Source organism: Nostoc sp. LEGE 12454 (assembly GCF_056620565.1).
In genome coordinates this window covers 1-18882 of record NZ_JBWQXL010000031.1, presented here as the reverse complement: position 1 = coordinate 18882, position 18882 = coordinate 1, and the positions used below count along the sequence as shown (strand labels likewise).

The following is an 18882-nucleotide window of genomic DNA, read 5'->3' as shown; positions in this document are numbered from 1 at the left end:
AATATTATATCTGCTTGATTACTTAATTAAACCCAAAGAACCCCACCCCACGAACTCAGCGCTTTGCTTCCCCTTCCCGCAGGTAGATATAGCAATCCTATTTGAGTTATGAAAACTATCGAACCGCCAAGTCGCCAAGATCGCCAAGAAAAGAAACAGAGAATTTCACAAATGATTTAGGATTGCTATAGGGGATTAAAGGTAGCCAGCGCGGTCATGGCATGAGCAACTGGTGCGTAGGGTGCAAGTACTATGAGAATCATAACTAATTAGCTAGACATGATATATCACACTATGCCAAATAGAACAATACTAATTGCTACAGCAAAAGCTGCACCTGCATTCACCCCCAAAATACCAGGATCGGCCAATGGGTTACGAGTCACATCCTGCATAATTGCACCAGTGTAGACATTGCTGCACCCACCAATATTGCCAAAAGCGATCGCGTGCGTTTGTATTTAGCATTTCCGTTGCAGCTGCAACATAGTCAGAATTCGCCATTTGACTAACTCGAATCGCGATCGCTAATCTCAGTCTGAAGAATTTTTGGTTCATCATTATTCAGTTGTTTGTTTTCTGACAACGCTGGTCAAGAAATACTAACAAGCGTTATCAAAAGAACAATCTTCAAACTATACAGGCAGGCTTTTGATGCATAACTCATGGTTAGCGCAGCTCTCAAAAAGTTTTGCGTTCCTCCAAATGTGCTAGTACTTCTGTACGAGTTCGCCAAACAGAACGCAATTGCTTGCGAGTAAACAGTGGTAGTTGGTCGGTAATGTGGGGCGAACCGGGTTGAGTAGCGTTACCGTAGCTGATGAGAGCCATTGCTTTTACTGGCTGTGAAAACTCAATGGTTGCAACATAACTATCACCAGCGACAGCTTGAAAGCGTTCATCTTTATCTGGAGCAAAATTGAGGACGCGGAATATTCCTAGATCCCCATCGCCACCATTGGCAGGTAAATGTAAGTTTCCGCTATGCACTCGGAAGACTTCACCCCAAGCAACATCTAGCTTTCCATAAGCTTTTTCGACTTTTGTTGCTGCTATTTGTAGCGCTTTCGCCGCACTCTCTGGGTTTTTTAAACCATCGGGTGTGGTGCGCGGCGAGTTCTCACTCCAAGGAATACTGAAGGTTTGGTTTTTATCCATTTCTTGCCACCAAAAAGAAAACAATACCGTGCCTCGACTATCAGCATTAGCATTCCGATTCCAAGCAGCTAAAATATCAGCAGCACGACGGGCTAATTCATCGCCATATTTTTGAGCTGCGGGAATTAAATCATCGAGGATGCGTTCTGCAAGTTCCATTTTGGTGGAATGTTTGTACTCAATCATTTTCTCAAAAGAGATTTTTGGATCTTCAGCCAGCATTTTTGCAGAACTTTGTGCCCGGAAAGACATCTCTCCTCGTGGAGCCATATAAGCAGGATAATCATCTGCTTTGATGACAGGGGGGAAAGTAGTTGTCCAAGGTGCATCATTAGCATTTTGCAACCAACCGCTAGGCGGGTCAATTACACGCGGTAAATCTTTGTATGGGTGCATTTTTGTCCACAAAGTCTTAGATGTGTCGCCAGGAATTAAACCTTCCCAGTATTGAAAGTCTCCCTGTTGACGAATCGGCACCAGACCGTTGAATAAGTGCATGATATGTCCTTCTCGGTCTGCATACATGACGGTAAACATTGGTAGTTGCAAGCGTTTCAATACCTTTTGAAATTGGGTTAAGTTTTGGGAACGCGCCATATCCCACCACTGTTCCAACACACCGGGACGGTCTGCACCGACAACCCGCAGTGCCACAGCAAACCCATCTTTTTCTTGAACGACTGCACCGTGGACGGAACTTTTGACTAATAATGGTTGTTCGACTAACGAGCCATTTTTTTGCTTAACTTTTAACAAAAACTTTGATGTCGTAAAAGGACGGACTTTGCCATCAAAAAGATAACCATCATCAGCCAATTTCAACTTGTATACATCCCAACCATCATGAGTATTGACGGTATGAGTCCAACCCAAATAATCGTTAAAAGCGATCGCTAAAACTGGAATTCCCACCAGCGCTGCTCCAGAAGCATTCATTCTTGGGGCAGTAATTTGTGCTTCGTACCAGACAAATAAATCCGACCATAACAAGTGGGGATTTGCCAGCAACATCGCCTTACCACTGGCAGAATGTTTAGGTGCGATCGCCCAACCGTTAGAACCAGCTTCCGATTGAGTATGAGTCATATCTGCTACCTGTTCTTGGTTGACGACAAAAGTAAAATACAGCACTCTTTGCAAATGCGCCAACACATCTTCTGGTTTTACAGGTAATACTATTTTTACTTGCTCGTCAATTAAATCGGGATGGGCTTTGGCATAAGTATTTATCCCGCTGGCAAAAGCATTTATATAACTACGAAAAGCTGGACTTTGTGCCCGATACCAAGAATTAGCACGAGCGGATACTCCCATCGTCAGTACCCATTTATCAGATTCTAAATACTCTTCTCCCCAGTATTCGGCTGCTTTTCCCCTAGCTTGACCATAGAGGCGCAACAGCAAGTTAGCGTGACTCTGCATTTGTGCCCAACCAAATGCCTGGAAAGCGCTTGGAGTATCTTTACCATATATATGCGGTATGCCGTAAGTATCCCATAATATCTCTGTAGTTTTGGGTGCAGTCGCAAAACTGTTATTTGCCAAAATTACAACTAAAATGGCACTGAGGATAAAAGCTAAAAATCTAGAAAATTTTCTTTTCAGTATTGACCGATCGAATTGCCACAAATAAATTCCAATATTCAACATGATGGTTCGATTAAATTAATTTGACTGGAAAAATTTAGTGACTTTCGTCTATATTCCGTAACAAACGGACATTAAATCCACACCCACTAGCAACATACATAAAGAACATAGAACGTATCACAGTGGCATCCCAGCACCTTTGTTTATCCAGAAAGGCAGAGGGCAGGAGGCAGGAGACTCAGTTGGGAATGTTGCAACAGTCCTCTAGCTGTGACCGAACGCGAGTGCGTCTCCAAGAGTTGGGAACGTTGATAAAATTCCATACTACTAGCGTGGTAATAATGCTTTTGAAGTAGCATCAATCCCACAGATGCCGAATAGACCAGCGATTTTTTATTATCAATAATGCTTGACACTAGTTCTAGAAATTCTCAAAAGCTATCTGCGACTAATTTGCATCTAACTCTAGTACTATTAGGAGACATTATCATAAAGGCTACACCTGAGCAAGCATTTATCAAAACTTCTGAATTTTATAAATCTGACTAATGTTGTGCGATAAATCCTTATATATAAGTCTTTTTAAGGTACTGGCACAGCAGCAACTAAGTTATTTAACTCAAATTGAGTTTTGTCATCTATCTTTTGATATATTTTTAGTATATTGTTTTGAGTAAAAGATAATAATAGTTTTTAATTAAAAATTACTTACTATCTTGGCTAAGTTGCTTTAAAGTCATAAGAATAATTGCAAATTAATAGCAATAGTATCAATCGATGTAAAACACAAGCAGCGACTCTAAATGATCGAGAGTTAGATCGTCAATATAGTAGAGCGATCGCCGTTTTAGTAGAAGATGACCAAATCCCTCATAACTACCGCACAGTAGTTTGAGGGATTTACGATCTGTTCTTTTCCAAAAGGTAAAAAAAGGGCTGTTCTTTCTAGCTAATTGCTTTCTTTTTCTTCAGCCATATTCCCAATAAACCAGCAGTAACAACTATTCCTCTAATAGTTGATGGCTCAGGTACAGGTTTTACACTCACATTTTTTTGTATCGATCTTAAATATTTAAAGCTTGATTTATACCAACTAAATATTTTTAATCATCTATTTAACTAACTTTATTGGTATGCGATCGCCCCATCGCCTCTATCACTGTGTAAACAAGAGCGATGCCTGCGGCGGTAAACTACGCATCCAGCAGTGCCCATAACTTATCCACCTGGACGATGTACGTATAATTCTTTACTTGTATAAAAATATATATATAAATTTTTATGATATCAATAACAAAAATGATTTGACATACGCCTAATGATAGATAGATTTTATTAAGCAAATAGTTTAGATTTGTAACAAGTTACACAGAACTAGGTAAAACACATGGCCAACATAATTGAAACTGCTACTAACAATGGTTCTTTCAAGACACTAGTTGCAGCAATCGAAGCGGCTGGTTTGGTAGATACACTGAAAGGGGCTGGGCCATTTACCGTCTTTGCACCTACTGATGAAGCTTTTAACAAGCTTCCAGCAGGTACAGTAGACGCATTACTGAAAGATACTGCAAAGCTCAAGAAAATCTTGACCTATCATGTTGTCTCAGGCAAGGTACTGGCTGCTGATGTAGTTAAGCTGAAGACAGCTAAAACAGTTGAAGGTTCAGATGTAAAAATTGACGCTTCTAATGGCGTTAAGATCAATGATGCAACAGTTGCAACAGCAGACGTTGCTGCTGATAACGGTGTTATCCACGTCATTGACACAGTTTTGATTCCTGCATAAGCAAACGTCAGAATAGCGAACGCTATTTCTGGGGTGGCGACTACCTATAGTCGTTTCTTCATTACAATCTGGTTGAATGTTTTTTAGTAAACATCAACTACCAACAAATCCATCTAGATTCTGTCTAGATGGATTTATTGTTTTATGCGTGTATAAACGTTGCAATTGCTAGCTTCTCTTAATTAGCTGTAATCAAATTTTTAGTTTTGCTAAACCCAAATAACGGATACCTTCGGGGGAAATGTCAAAACGGCAAGGTAAAACTTCTAAACCGAGAGCGATCGCATCCCGCAATAATTTACCATATATAGGATCTGTGCGATCGCCAGGGGAGAAGTCGATACAATCACCCCGATTGATAAAGTAAAGCATCACCGCACGAGTCAAAGGTAACAGCGCCATCAGTTCTCGCAAGTGCTTTTGTCCTCTTGTAGTCTCCGTGTCAGGAAATAAAGCTAATCTCCCTTCAGACAAAGTTGTATTTTTCACTTCTAAATAAATCGGACGTTCCTCATCACTTCCCGTCAAGAAAAAATCCACTCGACTTTTTTTATCTAAGCCATAAACCACCTCGCCCTTGATTTGGCTGTAGTTGCCCAATTCCGGGAAAAGGTATTTCGCCAAAGCTAGCTTTACCACCCGATTGGGCAAAAAAGTATTTATGCCTACCCAAGTCGGCTCATTGTCATGTACCTGAATTAGTTCTAAAGTGTAAGCCAATTTACGGTTAAGATTATCGCTTTTGGAAAGCTGTACCGCACTTAGAGGTGTCGATACTCCAATCATTGGCCCTGTATTAGGACAGTGTGCTGTGACTATTTCGCCAGAAGTAAGTTGAACGTCAGCAAAAAACCGCTTGTAACGCTTGAGTAAAATACCGGGATACAAAGGCGGGTAACAGTAAAGCCAATCTATCATTATGGAACCTTGTTGCTGTTTGTAAATATACGTCGATTCTTTGCCCACCGAACCCATATCTGCAAATCTTTTCAGCAGCTACTCCGCCCTGCAACAGAATTTGAGTAACTTTATATATCATGGATTGTCAATTTTTGTAGTTAAATTGACAACATAGTAATAAAAAGTAGCATATACTAAGTATTACCAGCCTCCCATAAAAATCTGGGAAAATTTCAACGTGCAAGGAGGTAAATCCTATGCAAAAAGTGTGGACAGCAACGGAATTAGAATACGCTTTTCTGTTTACTCTTAGAAAGGTAAATTCCATCAGTCTAGAAGGTTTTAAGGCATTTTTTAATAATATGCCTCTTGACCCTTATATCAAAAGCAATTATCGTTCCAGAAGATTATCTCGGTTCACAGTCTCTGGAAATCAGTTAATCAAATTACCTCATGGTGTCTTCTTGCAAAGTAAAGAATATAATCGATTAGCGGGTGACATTAAAAGAGAGTTTGCAGAATTAGATGATGCACTCATAGAACTTGATATTTTCAAAAATCTTGTTTTGGCATTTAGTGATTCTTGTAAACTTCATCCTGAAGCTGAAATCGGAGTTCATCAAATTAGAATTAGTTGTTCTCCAGAGAATTTTGGTAATCCAGCACCTGAAGGTATCCATCAAGATGGTACTGATTTTATTGGCATATTCTCAGTAGATAGAGAGAATATTCAAGGTGGAGAAACACATCTGTATACTGCCAAAAAAGAAAAGCCTGTATTTAGCAAAATTCTAAATCCGGGAGAACTCCTACTGGTTAATGACCATGAGTTTTTCCACTATGCCAATCCGATAAAACCACAAACTGAGGCTCAAGGAAATTGGGATGTTTTTGTTCTGACTTCTCCCAGCTTGCTTTCAGAATAATTTTAGTGCGAGAATTCAGCACTCCAAAAGCAGAAGAAATTCAGTATTATTAGTATAGTGATTCCACAATTTTTCTGCTTTTTCTTAAATTCTGAATTCTATTTAACCGTAAATATTTTACAATCTATGAAATATGGGGAATTGAATGTAGTCATTTCCCCAATTTTTTATGGAATATTGGACATAATCTAGCTGATAATAGTTTTTCAAATTGATGGCTAAAGTTCCCATATCAATTAATCAATTTGTAATTTTACTATCGTTATATCAACTGGAATCTTAACTTTATAAAAGACATAGCCACAAAGTGTTAAATAAAATCATAAATTGGATTAGCGATATTTTTACTAAACTGAACTCTAAAATCTGGATGTGTACAATATTCCATTTATCAAAACTTAGAGTCGTGTGTTGGTTTTATTTCACAAAAACAATGAAATATACTTAAAATATGAAGGTGAGTGCATAGGTTAGGCTATAAACAAGCCTGCTGGAATTCAATGAACTGAATCAACCAAACAAATGCCATGAATGACGAATTCTACAATAGGGGATTGGAAAAAGCTAGGCGAAAAGATTATGCGGGAGCAATTGAGGAATTTAACCATACTTTAGAACTGACACCTTACTTTAGCGAAGCTTATTTGCAACGGGGTTTAGCACATTATGACTCAGGTGCAATTCTGAAAGCTGTTTCAGATTATACCGAAGCCCTGAAGCTGAATCCTGAGAGTGTAGAGGCATATTATTGTCGAGGATTGGCTAGGGTAGCGCTGAAAAATTTACCGGGGGCGCTAGATGATGTTGAACGCGCAATTCGTCTCAATCTCAATTATGCTGCTGCTTATAATCTGCGGGGAATGGTGCGGCGCAAACAGGGTTATATTCAAGATGCGATCGCTAACTTTAAAAAAGCTGCTGGGTTATATCTAGAGCAACAAGATAAAGAGAATTGTCGTTTGTCTTTGGAACGAATTAAACAGCTACAACCTAAAGAATTACCTGTCCTTGAGGAATCGCGTTCCACTAATAAGCCAATTTTATCTACCAATGATTATTTCACGCAATTATTAGAAAAAGCCGAAAAGGGAGATACTCAAGAGGCACTCGCCGATTTAAACTGGGTATTAAAAGCCGATCCGCAAGATGCCCAAGCTTACTGCTGTCGTGGGGTTGTGCGTTGTAAAATGGGAAATTATCGAGAAGCGATCGCAGATTTTAATCAAGCATTACGACTAAATTTTCAAGATGCCATTGTCTACCGCAACCGAGGTAAAGCCCGTTCTGTCTTGGGAGATCATCAAGGGGCGATCGCGGATCTCAACCAAGCAGTCCAGATGCAACCCGAAGATGTCTTAGTTTATATTGCCAGAGGTAATGTCTATCGGGCAATGGGCAATTATCTCGGTGCAATTCAAGATTACACCCAAGCGTTGCAAATCAATTCTGATGAGGCTCAAGCTTACTACAATCGCGGCATTGCCTATACTTGCTTAGAAGAAATACAAAACGCCGTGGAAGATTATCAACGGGCGGGAAGTATCTTTTGCGAACAAGAAGACTGGGAAAATTATCAACAAGTCTTAAATAGCCTAGAAAAAATTCAGAAATTTAGTCCAGAGTCAAAAAAGCAAAAATATCACTTGCTACGTCAGCGACTTTTACGCATGGTTGGGGGATACTGGGAAATTGCCGAACGATTGATTCAGCAAAACAAAGATTATCATCCTGGGATGTCAGACGAGTGGTATTTGCAAAAAGTGATTGATGATTTAGAACGCGATCGCAATAGATAAAATATAAATGCCACTACAAACGTAAAATCACCCGTACATTATTTATACGGGTGAAAATGCGATCGAGCGCTTGTTATTTTGTAATTAAACTAAATGCACCTTATATTTAGCATCGTTTTAAAGTTTAGTTAGAAGTGCGACTTTGACGGCGACGGCGCAATCCAAACATACTAACTGCTCCCACCGCAAACATTGATAGAGTAACAGATGGTTCAGGAACGGTAGCACCAATTAACGCTTTAACATTTGCCTCGCCGATATCAAGAACGACGACAACATCATTAAAGTCGCGATCGGAACTTTCATTCCACTTACCAGTTGCAGAATCTACCCCTGAAGCGTATAAATCCCCGTATAAATCCTCAAATGCTAGGAGGATGTAGTTGTTGTAAGCATAAGCAACTGCGTGCTGTAGTCCATCAGCGTTAGAGGCAGTGTCAGTACCAAAGATATTGGCAGAGGTACCACGGTTCAAACCATCAGCTCTCAACCATAAATCTAGTTGAGTACCTGCGGTAACATTACCAACTTTAACCCCATCACCTAGTTTTAGTGCGTTACCGCCCCAGCCGCCAACACATCCAGTCCCTTCACAAGAAATATCATTAAAAAGCAGCCCAGACTTGTTAGTAGTTCCTGTAGCTTCAAAGGCTAACTGGTTTCTATAACCTGCACCCTCATTAATAAAGTAAACAGAAACATCGTGGTCGTATTTGAGGTTTAATTTACTGGGGTCTAATTTAAATTGTCCGCTGTTTGGAAGGGCAGCACTTTCTGCTTGGACAAATTGTTGAAAAGGAGCGTCGTTAAAACCAGTTTGAGACTTATTATATACAGTTGGTTGAGTCCATGAACTATTCCAATTAAAATCAGCAGCAGATGCAGTTTCTACTTTGGAAACTAATCCGGTTAATGTAGCTGTAGCGGCAATCAAGGCAGTGAATAAATTAGGTTTCATATTATGAGCCATTAAGTAGGAAAGACAATTTAGATAATGCTTTTTGAGCAGCTATCTCTCTTCAGTTGTGTCTTACTTCTAACAGCTATACTTCTGCAACGTCAATCTGTCTATTTACTTTTGCTAGTATATTTAAATAGCGCTTTATCTAAAGTGTTTTTACGGAAAAAAGATATTTTTAATCTGGTATTACACTGTTATTAGCACTTAGTAATTAAAATTATATATAATTAAAGCTTGATGAATAATATATACTTTTTATGAAAATCAGATATGCAATTTCTATAGTGAAATGCTAAAAGCTTAATCTATAAGAATTTTCATTTAAATGAGATAAATAAGTAATCGTGTGCCGTCATCCGTATCAACGAAGCCTTGGCTCAGTTAATACGCTGCTATACAAATAGAGATGATCTCCGTACTTACGTTGGGAAACGTAGTAATCTATCAAATCAATGAAACTTGGGTAAATAAGTTTAGTCTTTGTTTTAAGCGCTAAAGTGTTTACTACGTACTACGCTTTAGTTGGCTTGATTAACTAGTAGTCTGTCAAAATCGACTTCGGTGTCGTCAGAATCTAGAAGTTATGCCGAGGATGGAAGACAATTTAAGGGGGTTATACCTTAAAATCACAGTCTTTGCTTAGACTTGATGAATATCTTTAAGGTTAAAATAATCAAGCTTTTCCAGAGCTACATTCCCCCTTTCACAAATAAAATCTATATATGAACGCTACACAAGAAAAACTAAAAGCTCTCTTAGAGCAGGCTTTAATCGCGGCTTTTGGCGCTGACTTCGCTGGAGTAGATCCAATTTTGGTTCCTGCTAGCAATCCTAAATTTGGCGATTATCAGGCGAATGTGGCTTTATCCCTGAGTAAAAAGTTAGGATTGCAACCAAGAGCGATCGCAGCTGCGATCGCCCTGAAACTAGATGTATCCGAAATCTGCGAACCACCAGAAATCGCTGGGCCAGGATTTATCAATCTGAAACTGAAAACAGCATACTTAGAAGGACAACTAAACGCGATTCAAGCCGATTCCCGACTAGGAGTTCCAGCTGCGAAAACGCCGAAGCGGGAAATTGTGGATTTTTCCAGTCCGAATATTGCCAAAGAAATGCACGTCGGACACTTGCGTTCGACGATTATTGGTGATTCTATCGCCCGGATTTTAGAATTTCTTGGACATGATGTACTGCGGTTGAATCATGTAGGTGATTGGGGTACGCAGTTTGGGATGTTAATCGCCTATCTGCGGGAAGTTTACCCAGACGCGCTTACCACCGCTAATGCTTTAGATATTGGTGATTTAGTCTCTTTTTATCGCAAAGCCAAACTGCGGTTTGACACAGATGAAATTTTTCAAGAAACAGCACGCCAAGAAGTCGTCAGATTACAAGCAGGTGCAGAAGATACACTCCATGCTTGGAGATTACTGTGCGAACAGTCGCGGCAGGAGTTTCAAATAATTTATGAGTTGCTGGATATCAAGTTAACTGAACGAGGCGAATCTTTCTACAATCCCTTACTACCAAGTGTTGTGCAAGATTTAGAAAAATCTGGATTACTGGTAGAAAACCAAGGGGCAAAATGTGTTTTCTTAGAAGGGTTTACAAATAGAGAAGGTGAACCCTTACCTTTAATTGTGCAGAAATCAGATGGTGGTTATAACTATGCCACAACAGATTTAGCATCTCTCCGTTATCGGATTCAGAAGGATGAAGCAAAGCGGATAATTTATGTAACAGATGCTGGACAAGGAAACCACTTTGCCCAATTTTTTCAAGTTGCACGCAAAGCCAGATGGATTCCTGACGATGTGGAATTAGTCCATGTTCCCTTTGGGTTGGTGTTAGGAGAAGATGGTAAGAAATTCAAAACCCGTTCTGGGGATACTGTGCGGTTGCGGGATTTATTAGATGAAGCTGTTTCTCGTGCCCATGCTGACTTAAAAACTAGATTACAAGAAGAAGAACGCCAAGAAAGTGAAGAATTTATTAATGAAGTTGCTAGGGTAGTTGGAATCAGCGCAGTTAAGTATGCAGACTTAAGCCAAAATCGCACTAGTAACTATATCTTCAGCTATGACAAAATGCTGGATTTTAAAGGTAATACTGCGCCCTATATGCTGTACGCTTATGCGCGGATTCAGGGGATTAGCCGCAAGGGTGATATTAACTTTAAAGAGTTGGGAAATAATGCTGTTTTGTTGGAGCATGAAACAGAATTAGCGCTAGCAAAATATTTACTTCAACTGGATGAAGTTATTAGTAGTGTAGAGCAAGACTTGCTGCCCAATCGTTTATGTGAGTATTTGTATGAACTGAGTAAAAAGTTTAATCAGTTTTACGATCGCAATCAGGGAGTTAAGGTGTTAGAGGCGGAAGAACCGCAGCGCACATCCCGTTTAGTTTTATGTGATTTGACTGCTAGAACTCTGAAGCTGGGATTATCTTTGTTGGGAATTCAGGTATTGGAGAGGATGTAATATTTTTTTTAACGCAAAGGTACGCTAAGGTAATGCAAAGGTACGCAGAGTAAGAGTGAAGCTGATTTTTTCTTTGTGTACTTTGCGGTTTTTTAATTAGAATTGCTGGACTGGAGGCGATCGCTTATGGTACGGACACCATCAAAAAACATAACTTTGGCAGAGTTTCTAATGCTACCAGAAACGAAGCCCGCTAGTGAATACATCGATGGTCAAATTATTCAAAAACCTATGCCACAGGGAAAGCACAGTATAATTCAAGGTGAAATGGTTAGCACTGTTAACTTAACGGTCAAGCCCAAGCGAATTGCTCGTGCTTTTCCAGAACTGCGGTGTACTTTTGGTGGAAGGTCAATAGTTCCAGATATTTCTGTGTTTACTTGGCAAAGAATTCCTCGTGATGAAAATGGTGAAGTTGCCAACGTATTCCAAGCAGCTCCTGATTGGACTATTGAGATTCTATCGCCTGACCAAAGGCAAACGAAAGTTACAAAAAATATCCTGCATTGCTTGAATTATGAAACACAAATGGGTTGGCTGATCGATCCAGAAGAACAAACGGTATTTGTGTACATCCGGAATCAACAGCCAGTCATGTTGGATGAACTAGAAGCTTTACTCCCTGTGCCAGATTTTGCAAGTGAGTTGAGGCTGACAGTAGGAGATTTATTTGGTTGGCTGTTGGAGTAAACCAAATTTTGACGAATTGAGTAAGGAAATACACCAAGTGCAACAGGTTTTATGGGTAGGAATCGGTTGTAAACGGGGAACATCATGGCAGTTGATTGATGGGGCGATTGAGCAAGTCTTTCGAGAAAATCAACTTTTTCCAAGTGCGATCGCAGGTATTGCTACCATTGATACTAAAGCTTCGGAAGTTGCCTTAGTCAAACTTTGTCGCCTCCGCAATTTGCCCCTAAAAACCTTTTCTGCGGAAATACTTTGCTCTGTCTGTGTCCCCAATCCTGCCACAATTACCAACGATAAAGTCGGTACACCTAGCGTAGCAGAGGCAGCTGCTATTCTTGCAGCCTCTCAACTCACATCTTTGAATGTTTTCCCCTTTACAAACATAGAAGAATTGCGAGTGAAGTTTTTAGTTCCTAAACAAATTTTCCAAATACAAGGGCAACCAGGAGCGGTAACTCTTGCTGTTGCCCAAGCTTTAAATATTATTAGTATTACAAAAGTTCCTTAATTTTCTAGTCAACAACTCTCAAAAAATAGTTAATGATGCTAGAAACAATTGCTAGTACAATTGAACCTAACAAAGCAGGTAAAAATCCCTGAATCTCAAAACCAGAACCAGGAGTTAGGACACTTGCCAGCCAAAGGGCTAAGGCGTTAATCACCAATGTAAATAAACCAAAGGTAAGCAAGGTAATTGGAAACGTCAAAATCTGTAAAATTGGTCTAATAAATGCATTAACCAAACCAATTACAAAGGCAGCAATTAAGGCGGTCACAAAATTCTTGATAAAGAATCCCGGCACGATATTAGCTGTAATGAATAACGCCACCGCAGTACCGAGCCAAGTTAATAAAAAGTGTTGCATAAGTTTTTTTAGAGGAATTAGCAGTAAGTTTAATTAATTTCACTATTGCCAGTTGTGATTTGTAACGCGATCGAGTGTTGTTGTGCTTGACTCCTAAAGTTGCCATCATCTTTTATCAGCCTAAAATCAATGTAATTTTTCAGTGCTGAAAAGAGAGATACTTCTAATCGGTATATCTTTATCGTATTGCAGGATGTACCGCAGTGAACTACCGACACCAACCTGAGTACAATTTAAGTGGGTAACTTACGATGATTTAGTTAAATTCATAAAAAATGCTGTGAAGCGCAAAACCCCTACAGAGGTTTATTGAAGTTGAAAAACCTCTGTAACTTGGGGATTTCCAAAGGAGAAATAGGTTCTCAGAACTTTTGCTTACACGCAAAGGAGATACTGGCTATGCTCATACTATGCCTAACGCCGCAAAAGAACCTCCCAAGTAGAGCCACCAACTACGCCGTCAGGTTCTAAACCATAGCGCTTTTGTGCAGCTTTCACTGCTGCTTCGGTTGTCTCGCCAAAGTCTCCATCGGCATCACCTTTCAAGAAACCAAGCTTTTTCAGTTGTTGTTGCAACTTAACAACTTCAGAACCACGTAATCCTATACGCAAAATTGGCAATCCTTCTGAGGTGTATTGAATACCAGGAGTTCGTTTTGTAGTTGTGTTTGACTGAGTTCTAGTAGTTGATGTAGTACGCTTAGGCGGTTTCTTTGTGCTAGAAGTTGTAGTTTTTCTGGGAGTAGCAGGTCTTGGCTCAGGGTTGTTGGTAACTTGGGTTACAGCTTTTTTTGGGGTAGTAGGTTTTGGTTCTGGTCTAGTCGGAACTTGTGTTACAGCTTGTCTGGGAGGGTTGGGGTTGGGATTTCCAACGTTGGTGAGGTTACTAGCCTGGGTTGGAACAGGAAAATTTGTAGCTGAGTTAAATCTTGGCTGGGATGAAGGGGCGGTTGATGCTGCTACTGGTTGATTAGGAAAAAGTCGTTGCCAAGTGCTGGCATCAACAATGCCATCTGGATTCAAGCCAGCTGCTTGTTTAAATCGGGAAACAGCACTAGCTGTATTTTCACTATAAATACCATCTACTGCACCAGAATAAAAACCCAAAAGTTTCAAAGCTGCCTGAAGTTCAGCTACACGTTCGCCTTGACTGCCAACTTTGAGGCTAGGACGGTTGATGCTATTTCCAGGATTTACTTGGGCAATTTTTTGTGGAGCTGCTATTGATACTACAGCTGTTGAGGTAATAAGCAGAGGCGTAGCAGAAAACAAGAGTATTTTAATGGCTGATAAAGATTTAGACCTCTTTGGCCACCAATCTTTTTGCCGTTTTTCCATTCTACAGCGATTTACAGTTGGGTCTAGTAATTTTAAGTAACTCAAAATACTTGCTGTCAGGCTGCTTTGCATGGAATTCACTCCCAGAATATTCTCATGCTAATGGTACAGCCGCTTGGTCTAAAAAACAGCTGCTGCATTTTACAATATCTCCGACGGGCGTCGTTGCGGCACATTCTCAGTTACGCAATCGCGCGATTAATTGCTTCTTCTTGACCAACTAAAGACAAGTAAGGCTCTTTTAAATATTTACAAGCTGAAGCGATCGCATCTTTGGCACTCACTGCTGCAATCAATTCTTGGAACTTGGTGTCAAAATCAATTCCTAAGCCCAAAATTTCATACCAACCGTATATCTGAGCAATTTGCCCGTTGGTTTGTTTACCCAAGGCGTATTGCCCCAGGATCTTATTTTTAGCAGCTTGGAGTGCGCTTTCGGAAACTTCAGTGGTACATAACAAATCTACTTCTGTACGCAGTCCTTCTAGGGCGATGCTGGTATTTTCTGGCGCTGTACCCATATAAACTATAAACGACGCTGGAAATAGCCTTGTGGAGTAAAAGGCGGATACTTCGTAAGCTAAACCGCGCTTTTCCCGCAATTCGACAAACAAGCGACTAGAAAGCCCATTTCCCAAGTAGGTACACAATAACTTCAAGGCGGCGTAGTCAACAGAACTCACCGATGTTCCCAAATAGCCCAGCATCACGATTGATTGTTGTGTCTGTATTGGCTTTAGCCTTACCTGCGGTTCTACCTTAATCTCAGGTAAATTCAGTATTGGCAGTGCTTGGGCTGGCGCTTGCCAATCAGCAAAAACTTCTTCCACTAATGCTACTGCATCTGTGGGTGTGACTCTACCAGCAATACTAATTACTACATTATCTGGACGAAAATAAGTTTGGTGATACTCCACTAAATCTGCACGAGTTAAGCGGCTCATGGTGGTTTCATCTCCCAGCACTGACATGGAGTAGGGATGATTTTGGTACATTACCTGCCGCATTTGTTCAAAGGCGACATTAAACGGTTGCTCTTTTTGAGAACGAATATCCTGGAGTGCTAAACGTCGTTCTAGTTCCACTTGAGTTTCGGGAAAAGTCGGCGATCGCAAAATCCGTCCTGCCAATGTTAATATTTCCCCAAAATCGGATGTTACCGTCTTGAAAGATAGCAAAAAATAATCAGTGCCAGCATCCGCACTCAAACTCGCCCCTACAGACTCGACTTTTTCTGCAATTTCCAAGCTAGAAAGTCCATCACATCCCTTTGTCATCACTGCTGATAACAAATGTGCTAATCCTGCTTGTTCCCGGTTTTCGTTACAACTACCGGCACGCACAAAGATTCTCGCTGCAATAATGTCCGCAGCTGGATTTTCCGCCACCAGCACGACAAGGCCATTGTTCAATACAGTGCGATGGATGGGCGATTTTTGCAGCAAGGTTGTCATTTATCATTTGTCCTTTGTCATTTGTCATTTGTCATTTGTCATTTGTCCTTTGTCATTCGTCTTTTGTTAATGACTAATGACTAATGACTAACACGGTTTAAGTACAGTAACCGCGTAATTCTCTGGTGAGAGATACTGTTTAGCTAATTTTTGCAATTCTTTGGCATCAAAAGACTGAATCTGCTGGGGATATGTCACAGCTAATTCAGCTTGGGCAATGGTATTGTAATATCCATAAAGCCCTGTAAGTTGATTTGGCGTTTCGGTAGAAAACGCATACTCGTTACATAGCAACCTGCGTGTCCGAGCAAGTTCTTGTTCGCTAATTCCTTTAGTTTGCAAATCATCCAAATGAACGCAAATTAAAGACTCAACTTCCTCAAGATTTTCTGGTTCTAACCAAGCAGTAATTGTAAATAAACTTGATTCTCGTTGTAGAGAAAAACTACTGCAAATTCCCTGTACCAATTGCAAATCTTCTCGCAAATCGCGCACTAAACGCGAAGTCCGCCCTTCTGCCAATAACACTGACAAGAAATCTAAACCATAGCCAGTACGGATATCTTCTACTCCGGGTACCAGCCACGCCATCAACAATCGCGCTTGCTCTATGCGTGGTAAACACAATTCTTGACGATGAATTCCTGCGATCGCTGGCTTTGCCACTTTCTCCAACTGCGGACAATTTGAGCGTTCGGCAAAATCAGCAAATGAATTATTTACCATTTCCCAAGCTGGTTGCTGGGCTATACCTCCTGCAATTACCACCGTCATGTTTTCCGGCTGATAGTGAGTGCGGTGAAAACAGCGCATTGCTTCTGGTGATTGCTGCATCAGTTCTTGCTCTGTACCCAACACCGAACGTCCGTAAGGGTGATGGGGATAGATGCTTTGAATCAGCGCTTGAAATCCTATCCAGTCGGAATCGTCTTGACAAGAGCGAATTTCTTCTAGCACTACATCCCGTTCGCGGCTAAATTCATCTTCTGGAATTGCCGCATTGAGTAGTAGTTCTCCCAAGTAGGGCAGAGTATCTTTTAAATAAGGAGCAGCTGTGGTGAGTGAATAATGAGCATAATCATAGCTTGTCGCTGCATTACTGACGCCACCCCGGTTTTCAACTTTGGAATCGAACATTCCAGGGGGTAGCGTCGCCGTACCTTTAAAAATCATGTGTTCTAAAAAGTGCGCCATGCCAAACCACGGTTTTGGCTCTAAGCTGGCTCCAGCACGCACCCAAACATCCGCCACAACTACAGGAGTAGTGGGAATTTCTTGATGAATAAAAGTTAAACCACTCTCTAGTCGGAAGACCGAGGCTGGAAATACGGTATTAGTTAGTTGTTTTAACAATTTTTTGTAGTTTTAACCACAATTTAACGCAATTGTGTCATTTTAACTCTGAACGCTACCTCATTTAGAATCAAGGTATACAGATTTAGTAGAATTATGCTATTCCTGTTCTCCACATTACCGAAAAATTAGAAGCGTTATGCATTGCGAGGAAAATCGCAAATTACTTAAAATACTGGAATCTCAATGACAAATTCTGTTCCTTCGCCAAGCACAGAATTGCAACTCAACCGCCCATTATGGGTTTCTTCGACAATTTGACGAGCGATCGCGAGTCCTAATCCTGTTCCTTTCCCAACCTCTTTCGTTGTAAATAGGTGGTCGAAGATCCTAGCTCTAACCTCCTCTGGTATCCCTTGACCGTTATCTTTGATGCGAATTACTACCATATTTTGTTCATTGGATACTTCGGTATGAATCAGTATTTGGTGATGATTGGCTTGGGATTGAGCAAAAGAAAGCCCCTCACAGGACGTATCTAAGGCATCAATGGCGTTAGCGAGGATGTTCATAAATACTTGATTTAACTGTCCTAAAAAGCACTTTACAGGCGGTAAATTTCCGTATTCAGTGAGAACTTCGATCGCTGGACGTTTTTCGTTAGCTTTGAGGCGATACTTCAGAATCAACAGGGTACTCTCAATCCCTTCATGGAGGTTACAAGCAACTTTTTCGGTTGTATCGGCTCTGGAGAAGGTGCGGAGACTGATGCTAATATCTTTGATCCTTTCTGAAGCTACCTTCATCGAGTCTACTAGCTTTGGTAAGTCTTCAGTCAGGAATTCGAGGTCAATTTCTTCGCTATGCTCAATGACTGCGATCGCCGGATTGGGATGATGTTGTTGGTAGCATTGGATATGGGCAAGTAAGTCTTGAATATACTCTTCGGCATTGTTAAGGCTGCCTTTAAGAAATCCAATCGGATTATTAATTTCATGTGCCACCCCAGCAACCAAGTTACCCAAGGTTGCCATTTTTTCATTTTGCACCATTTGTAATTGGGTATGCTCAAGTTCTTGCAGCGATCGCTCTAATTCTTGGGCATAATTTTGAGATTCTTGATAAAGACGGGCATTTTCTAGAGAGATGGCGGCTTGAGTGCATAGCAGTTGGATAACTTCGGTGCGATCGCTTGTAAATGCACCAATTGTCAGCGGATTTTCTAGATATAGCAGCCCGATGAGTTTACCTTGATTTAACATCGGCGTACACAACACACTCTTAGGTTGTTGCTGCATGAAATATGAGTCGGCGATAAAATCAGTTTGTGCTGTTGCATCATCCAGTACAACAGTTTTTAAGCTGCGTTTGACATAGTTCATCAGTGTGACAGGAATGCCTTCGCTGGTTGACAATGGTACAGATACCAGACTGACTCCTTCATTGATGGTGGCTACAGCTTCAACCACCAAGTTGTCTTTTTGAAGTACAAGTAATGCAGCTTTTTGCCCTAGCTATCTAATTGGTATTTTAGGGCTTGAGACTCAAGCACAGAGAGAATTTCTGTATGTTGATTGACCAAACCTTGTATTGCGGTAATTGGATCATGGTGAAGGCGATGTTTGCGTTGGCGAG

17 protein-coding genes and 1 pseudogene are annotated in these 18882 nt (G+C 40.6%); 7 read left to right on the top strand and 11 right to left on the bottom strand.

What is annotated here, in order from left to right:
- Nucleotides 1–296: 296 nt before the first annotated feature.
- The 3 genes and pseudogenes from AC1F2U_RS24830 to AC1F2U_RS24820 all read right to left on the bottom strand — a co-directional run.
- Nucleotides 297–448 (bottom strand): annotated as a pseudogene (locus tag AC1F2U_RS24830) (iron chelate uptake ABC transporter family permease subunit); the annotation flags it as partial.
- A gap of 233 nt (nt 449–681) precedes the next feature.
- The gene (locus AC1F2U_RS24825; RefSeq protein ID WP_480263506.1) at nt 682–2808 is read right to left on the bottom strand and encodes an acylase; all 2127 of its coding nucleotides are present in this window, start codon (nt 2806–2808) and stop codon (nt 682–684) included.
- A 143-nt stretch (nt 2809–2951) separates the two neighbouring features.
- On the bottom strand, nt 2952–3164 hold the full coding sequence (locus tag AC1F2U_RS24820) for a hypothetical protein (RefSeq protein WP_480263505.1): 213 nt from the start codon (nt 3162–3164) through the stop codon (nt 2952–2954).
- A 332-nt stretch (nt 3165–3496) separates the two neighbouring features.
- On the opposite strand from AC1F2U_RS24820, the gene AC1F2U_RS24815 reads away from it, so the two are divergent.
- On the top strand, nt 3497–3643 hold the full coding sequence (locus tag AC1F2U_RS24815) for a hypothetical protein (RefSeq protein WP_480263504.1): 147 nt from the start codon (nt 3497–3499) through the stop codon (nt 3641–3643).
- A 50-nt stretch (nt 3644–3693) separates the two neighbouring features.
- On the opposite strand, the gene AC1F2U_RS24810 is transcribed toward AC1F2U_RS24815, so the two are convergent.
- Nucleotides 3694–3795, bottom strand: coding sequence for a PEP-CTERM sorting domain-containing protein (locus AC1F2U_RS24810; protein ID WP_480263503.1), 102 nt, complete (start codon nt 3793–3795; stop codon nt 3694–3696).
- A gap of 340 nt (nt 3796–4135) precedes the next feature.
- Here AC1F2U_RS24810 and AC1F2U_RS24805 point away from each other — a divergent pair, with 340 nt between their 5' ends.
- Nucleotides 4136–4537: a fasciclin domain-containing protein gene (locus AC1F2U_RS24805; RefSeq protein ID WP_480263502.1), complete on the top strand. Its 402-nt coding sequence runs from the start codon at nt 4136–4138 to the stop codon at nt 4535–4537.
- A gap of 192 nt (nt 4538–4729) precedes the next feature.
- Here AC1F2U_RS24805 and sfsA read toward each other — a convergent pair whose 3' ends face one another.
- Nucleotides 4730–5455: a DNA/RNA nuclease SfsA gene (gene sfsA / locus AC1F2U_RS24800; RefSeq protein WP_480263541.1), complete on the bottom strand. Its 726-nt coding sequence runs from the start codon at nt 5453–5455 to the stop codon at nt 4730–4732.
- Nucleotides 5456–5694: 239 nt separating this feature from the next.
- On the opposite strand from sfsA, the gene AC1F2U_RS24795 reads away from it, so the two are divergent.
- Together AC1F2U_RS24795 and AC1F2U_RS24790 are read left to right on the top strand one after the other, a co-directional pair.
- A complete protein-coding gene (locus AC1F2U_RS24795) occupies nt 5695–6363 on the top strand; it encodes a 2OG-Fe dioxygenase family protein (RefSeq protein WP_480263501.1) in 669 nt (222 codons plus the stop codon).
- 527 nt (nt 6364–6890) lie between these two features.
- Entirely contained in the window at nt 6891–8159 is a 1269-nt protein-coding gene (locus AC1F2U_RS24790) for a tetratricopeptide repeat protein (RefSeq protein ID WP_480263500.1), read from the top strand.
- 124 nt (nt 8160–8283) lie between these two features.
- On the opposite strand, the gene AC1F2U_RS24785 is transcribed toward AC1F2U_RS24790, so the two are convergent.
- Nucleotides 8284–9117, bottom strand: coding sequence for a DUF4114 domain-containing protein (locus tag AC1F2U_RS24785; protein WP_480263499.1), 834 nt, complete (start codon nt 9115–9117; stop codon nt 8284–8286).
- Between the two features lie 725 nt (nt 9118–9842).
- Between AC1F2U_RS24785 and argS the strand changes: the two genes are divergently transcribed.
- From argS to AC1F2U_RS24770, 3 genes are all read left to right on the top strand, one after another.
- The gene (gene argS, locus AC1F2U_RS24780; RefSeq protein ID WP_480263498.1) at nt 9843–11606 is read left to right on the top strand and encodes an arginine--tRNA ligase; all 1764 of its coding nucleotides are present in this window, start codon (nt 9843–9845) and stop codon (nt 11604–11606) included.
- A gap of 126 nt (nt 11607–11732) precedes the next feature.
- Nucleotides 11733–12296, top strand: coding sequence for a Uma2 family endonuclease (locus tag AC1F2U_RS24775; protein WP_412979695.1), 564 nt, complete (start codon nt 11733–11735; stop codon nt 12294–12296).
- Nucleotides 12297–12333: 37 nt separating this feature from the next.
- Nucleotides 12334–12804 carry a cobalamin biosynthesis protein gene (locus tag AC1F2U_RS24770; RefSeq protein ID WP_480263497.1) on the top strand — a complete coding sequence of 157 codons (471 nt, stop codon included), beginning with the start codon at nt 12334–12336 and terminating at the stop codon, nt 12802–12804.
- 4 nt (nt 12805–12808) lie between these two features.
- On the opposite strand, the gene AC1F2U_RS24765 is transcribed toward AC1F2U_RS24770, so the two are convergent.
- The 5 genes from AC1F2U_RS24765 to AC1F2U_RS24745 form a co-directional block, all read right to left on the bottom strand.
- Complete coding sequence (locus tag AC1F2U_RS24765) at nt 12809–13162, bottom strand: phage holin family protein (RefSeq protein WP_094347683.1); 354 nt, start codon at nt 13160–13162, stop codon at nt 12809–12811.
- A 414-nt stretch (nt 13163–13576) separates the two neighbouring features.
- Nucleotides 13577–14572, bottom strand: a complete 996-nt coding sequence (locus AC1F2U_RS24760) for a peptidoglycan-binding domain-containing protein (RefSeq protein WP_480263496.1) — start codon at nt 14570–14572, stop codon at nt 13577–13579.
- A gap of 110 nt (nt 14573–14682) precedes the next feature.
- Nucleotides 14683–15954 carry a M16 family metallopeptidase gene (locus tag AC1F2U_RS24755; protein WP_480263495.1) on the bottom strand — a complete coding sequence of 424 codons (1272 nt, stop codon included), beginning with the start codon at nt 15952–15954 and terminating at the stop codon, nt 14683–14685.
- An 87-nt stretch (nt 15955–16041) separates the two neighbouring features.
- Nucleotides 16042–17307, bottom strand: coding sequence for a M16 family metallopeptidase (locus tag AC1F2U_RS24750; RefSeq protein WP_480263494.1), 1266 nt, complete (start codon nt 17305–17307; stop codon nt 16042–16044).
- A 167-nt stretch (nt 17308–17474) separates the two neighbouring features.
- Entirely contained in the window at nt 17475–18716 is a 1242-nt protein-coding gene (locus AC1F2U_RS24745) for a GAF domain-containing sensor histidine kinase (RefSeq protein WP_480263493.1), read from the bottom strand.
- Nucleotides 18717–18882 lie beyond the last annotated feature (166 nt).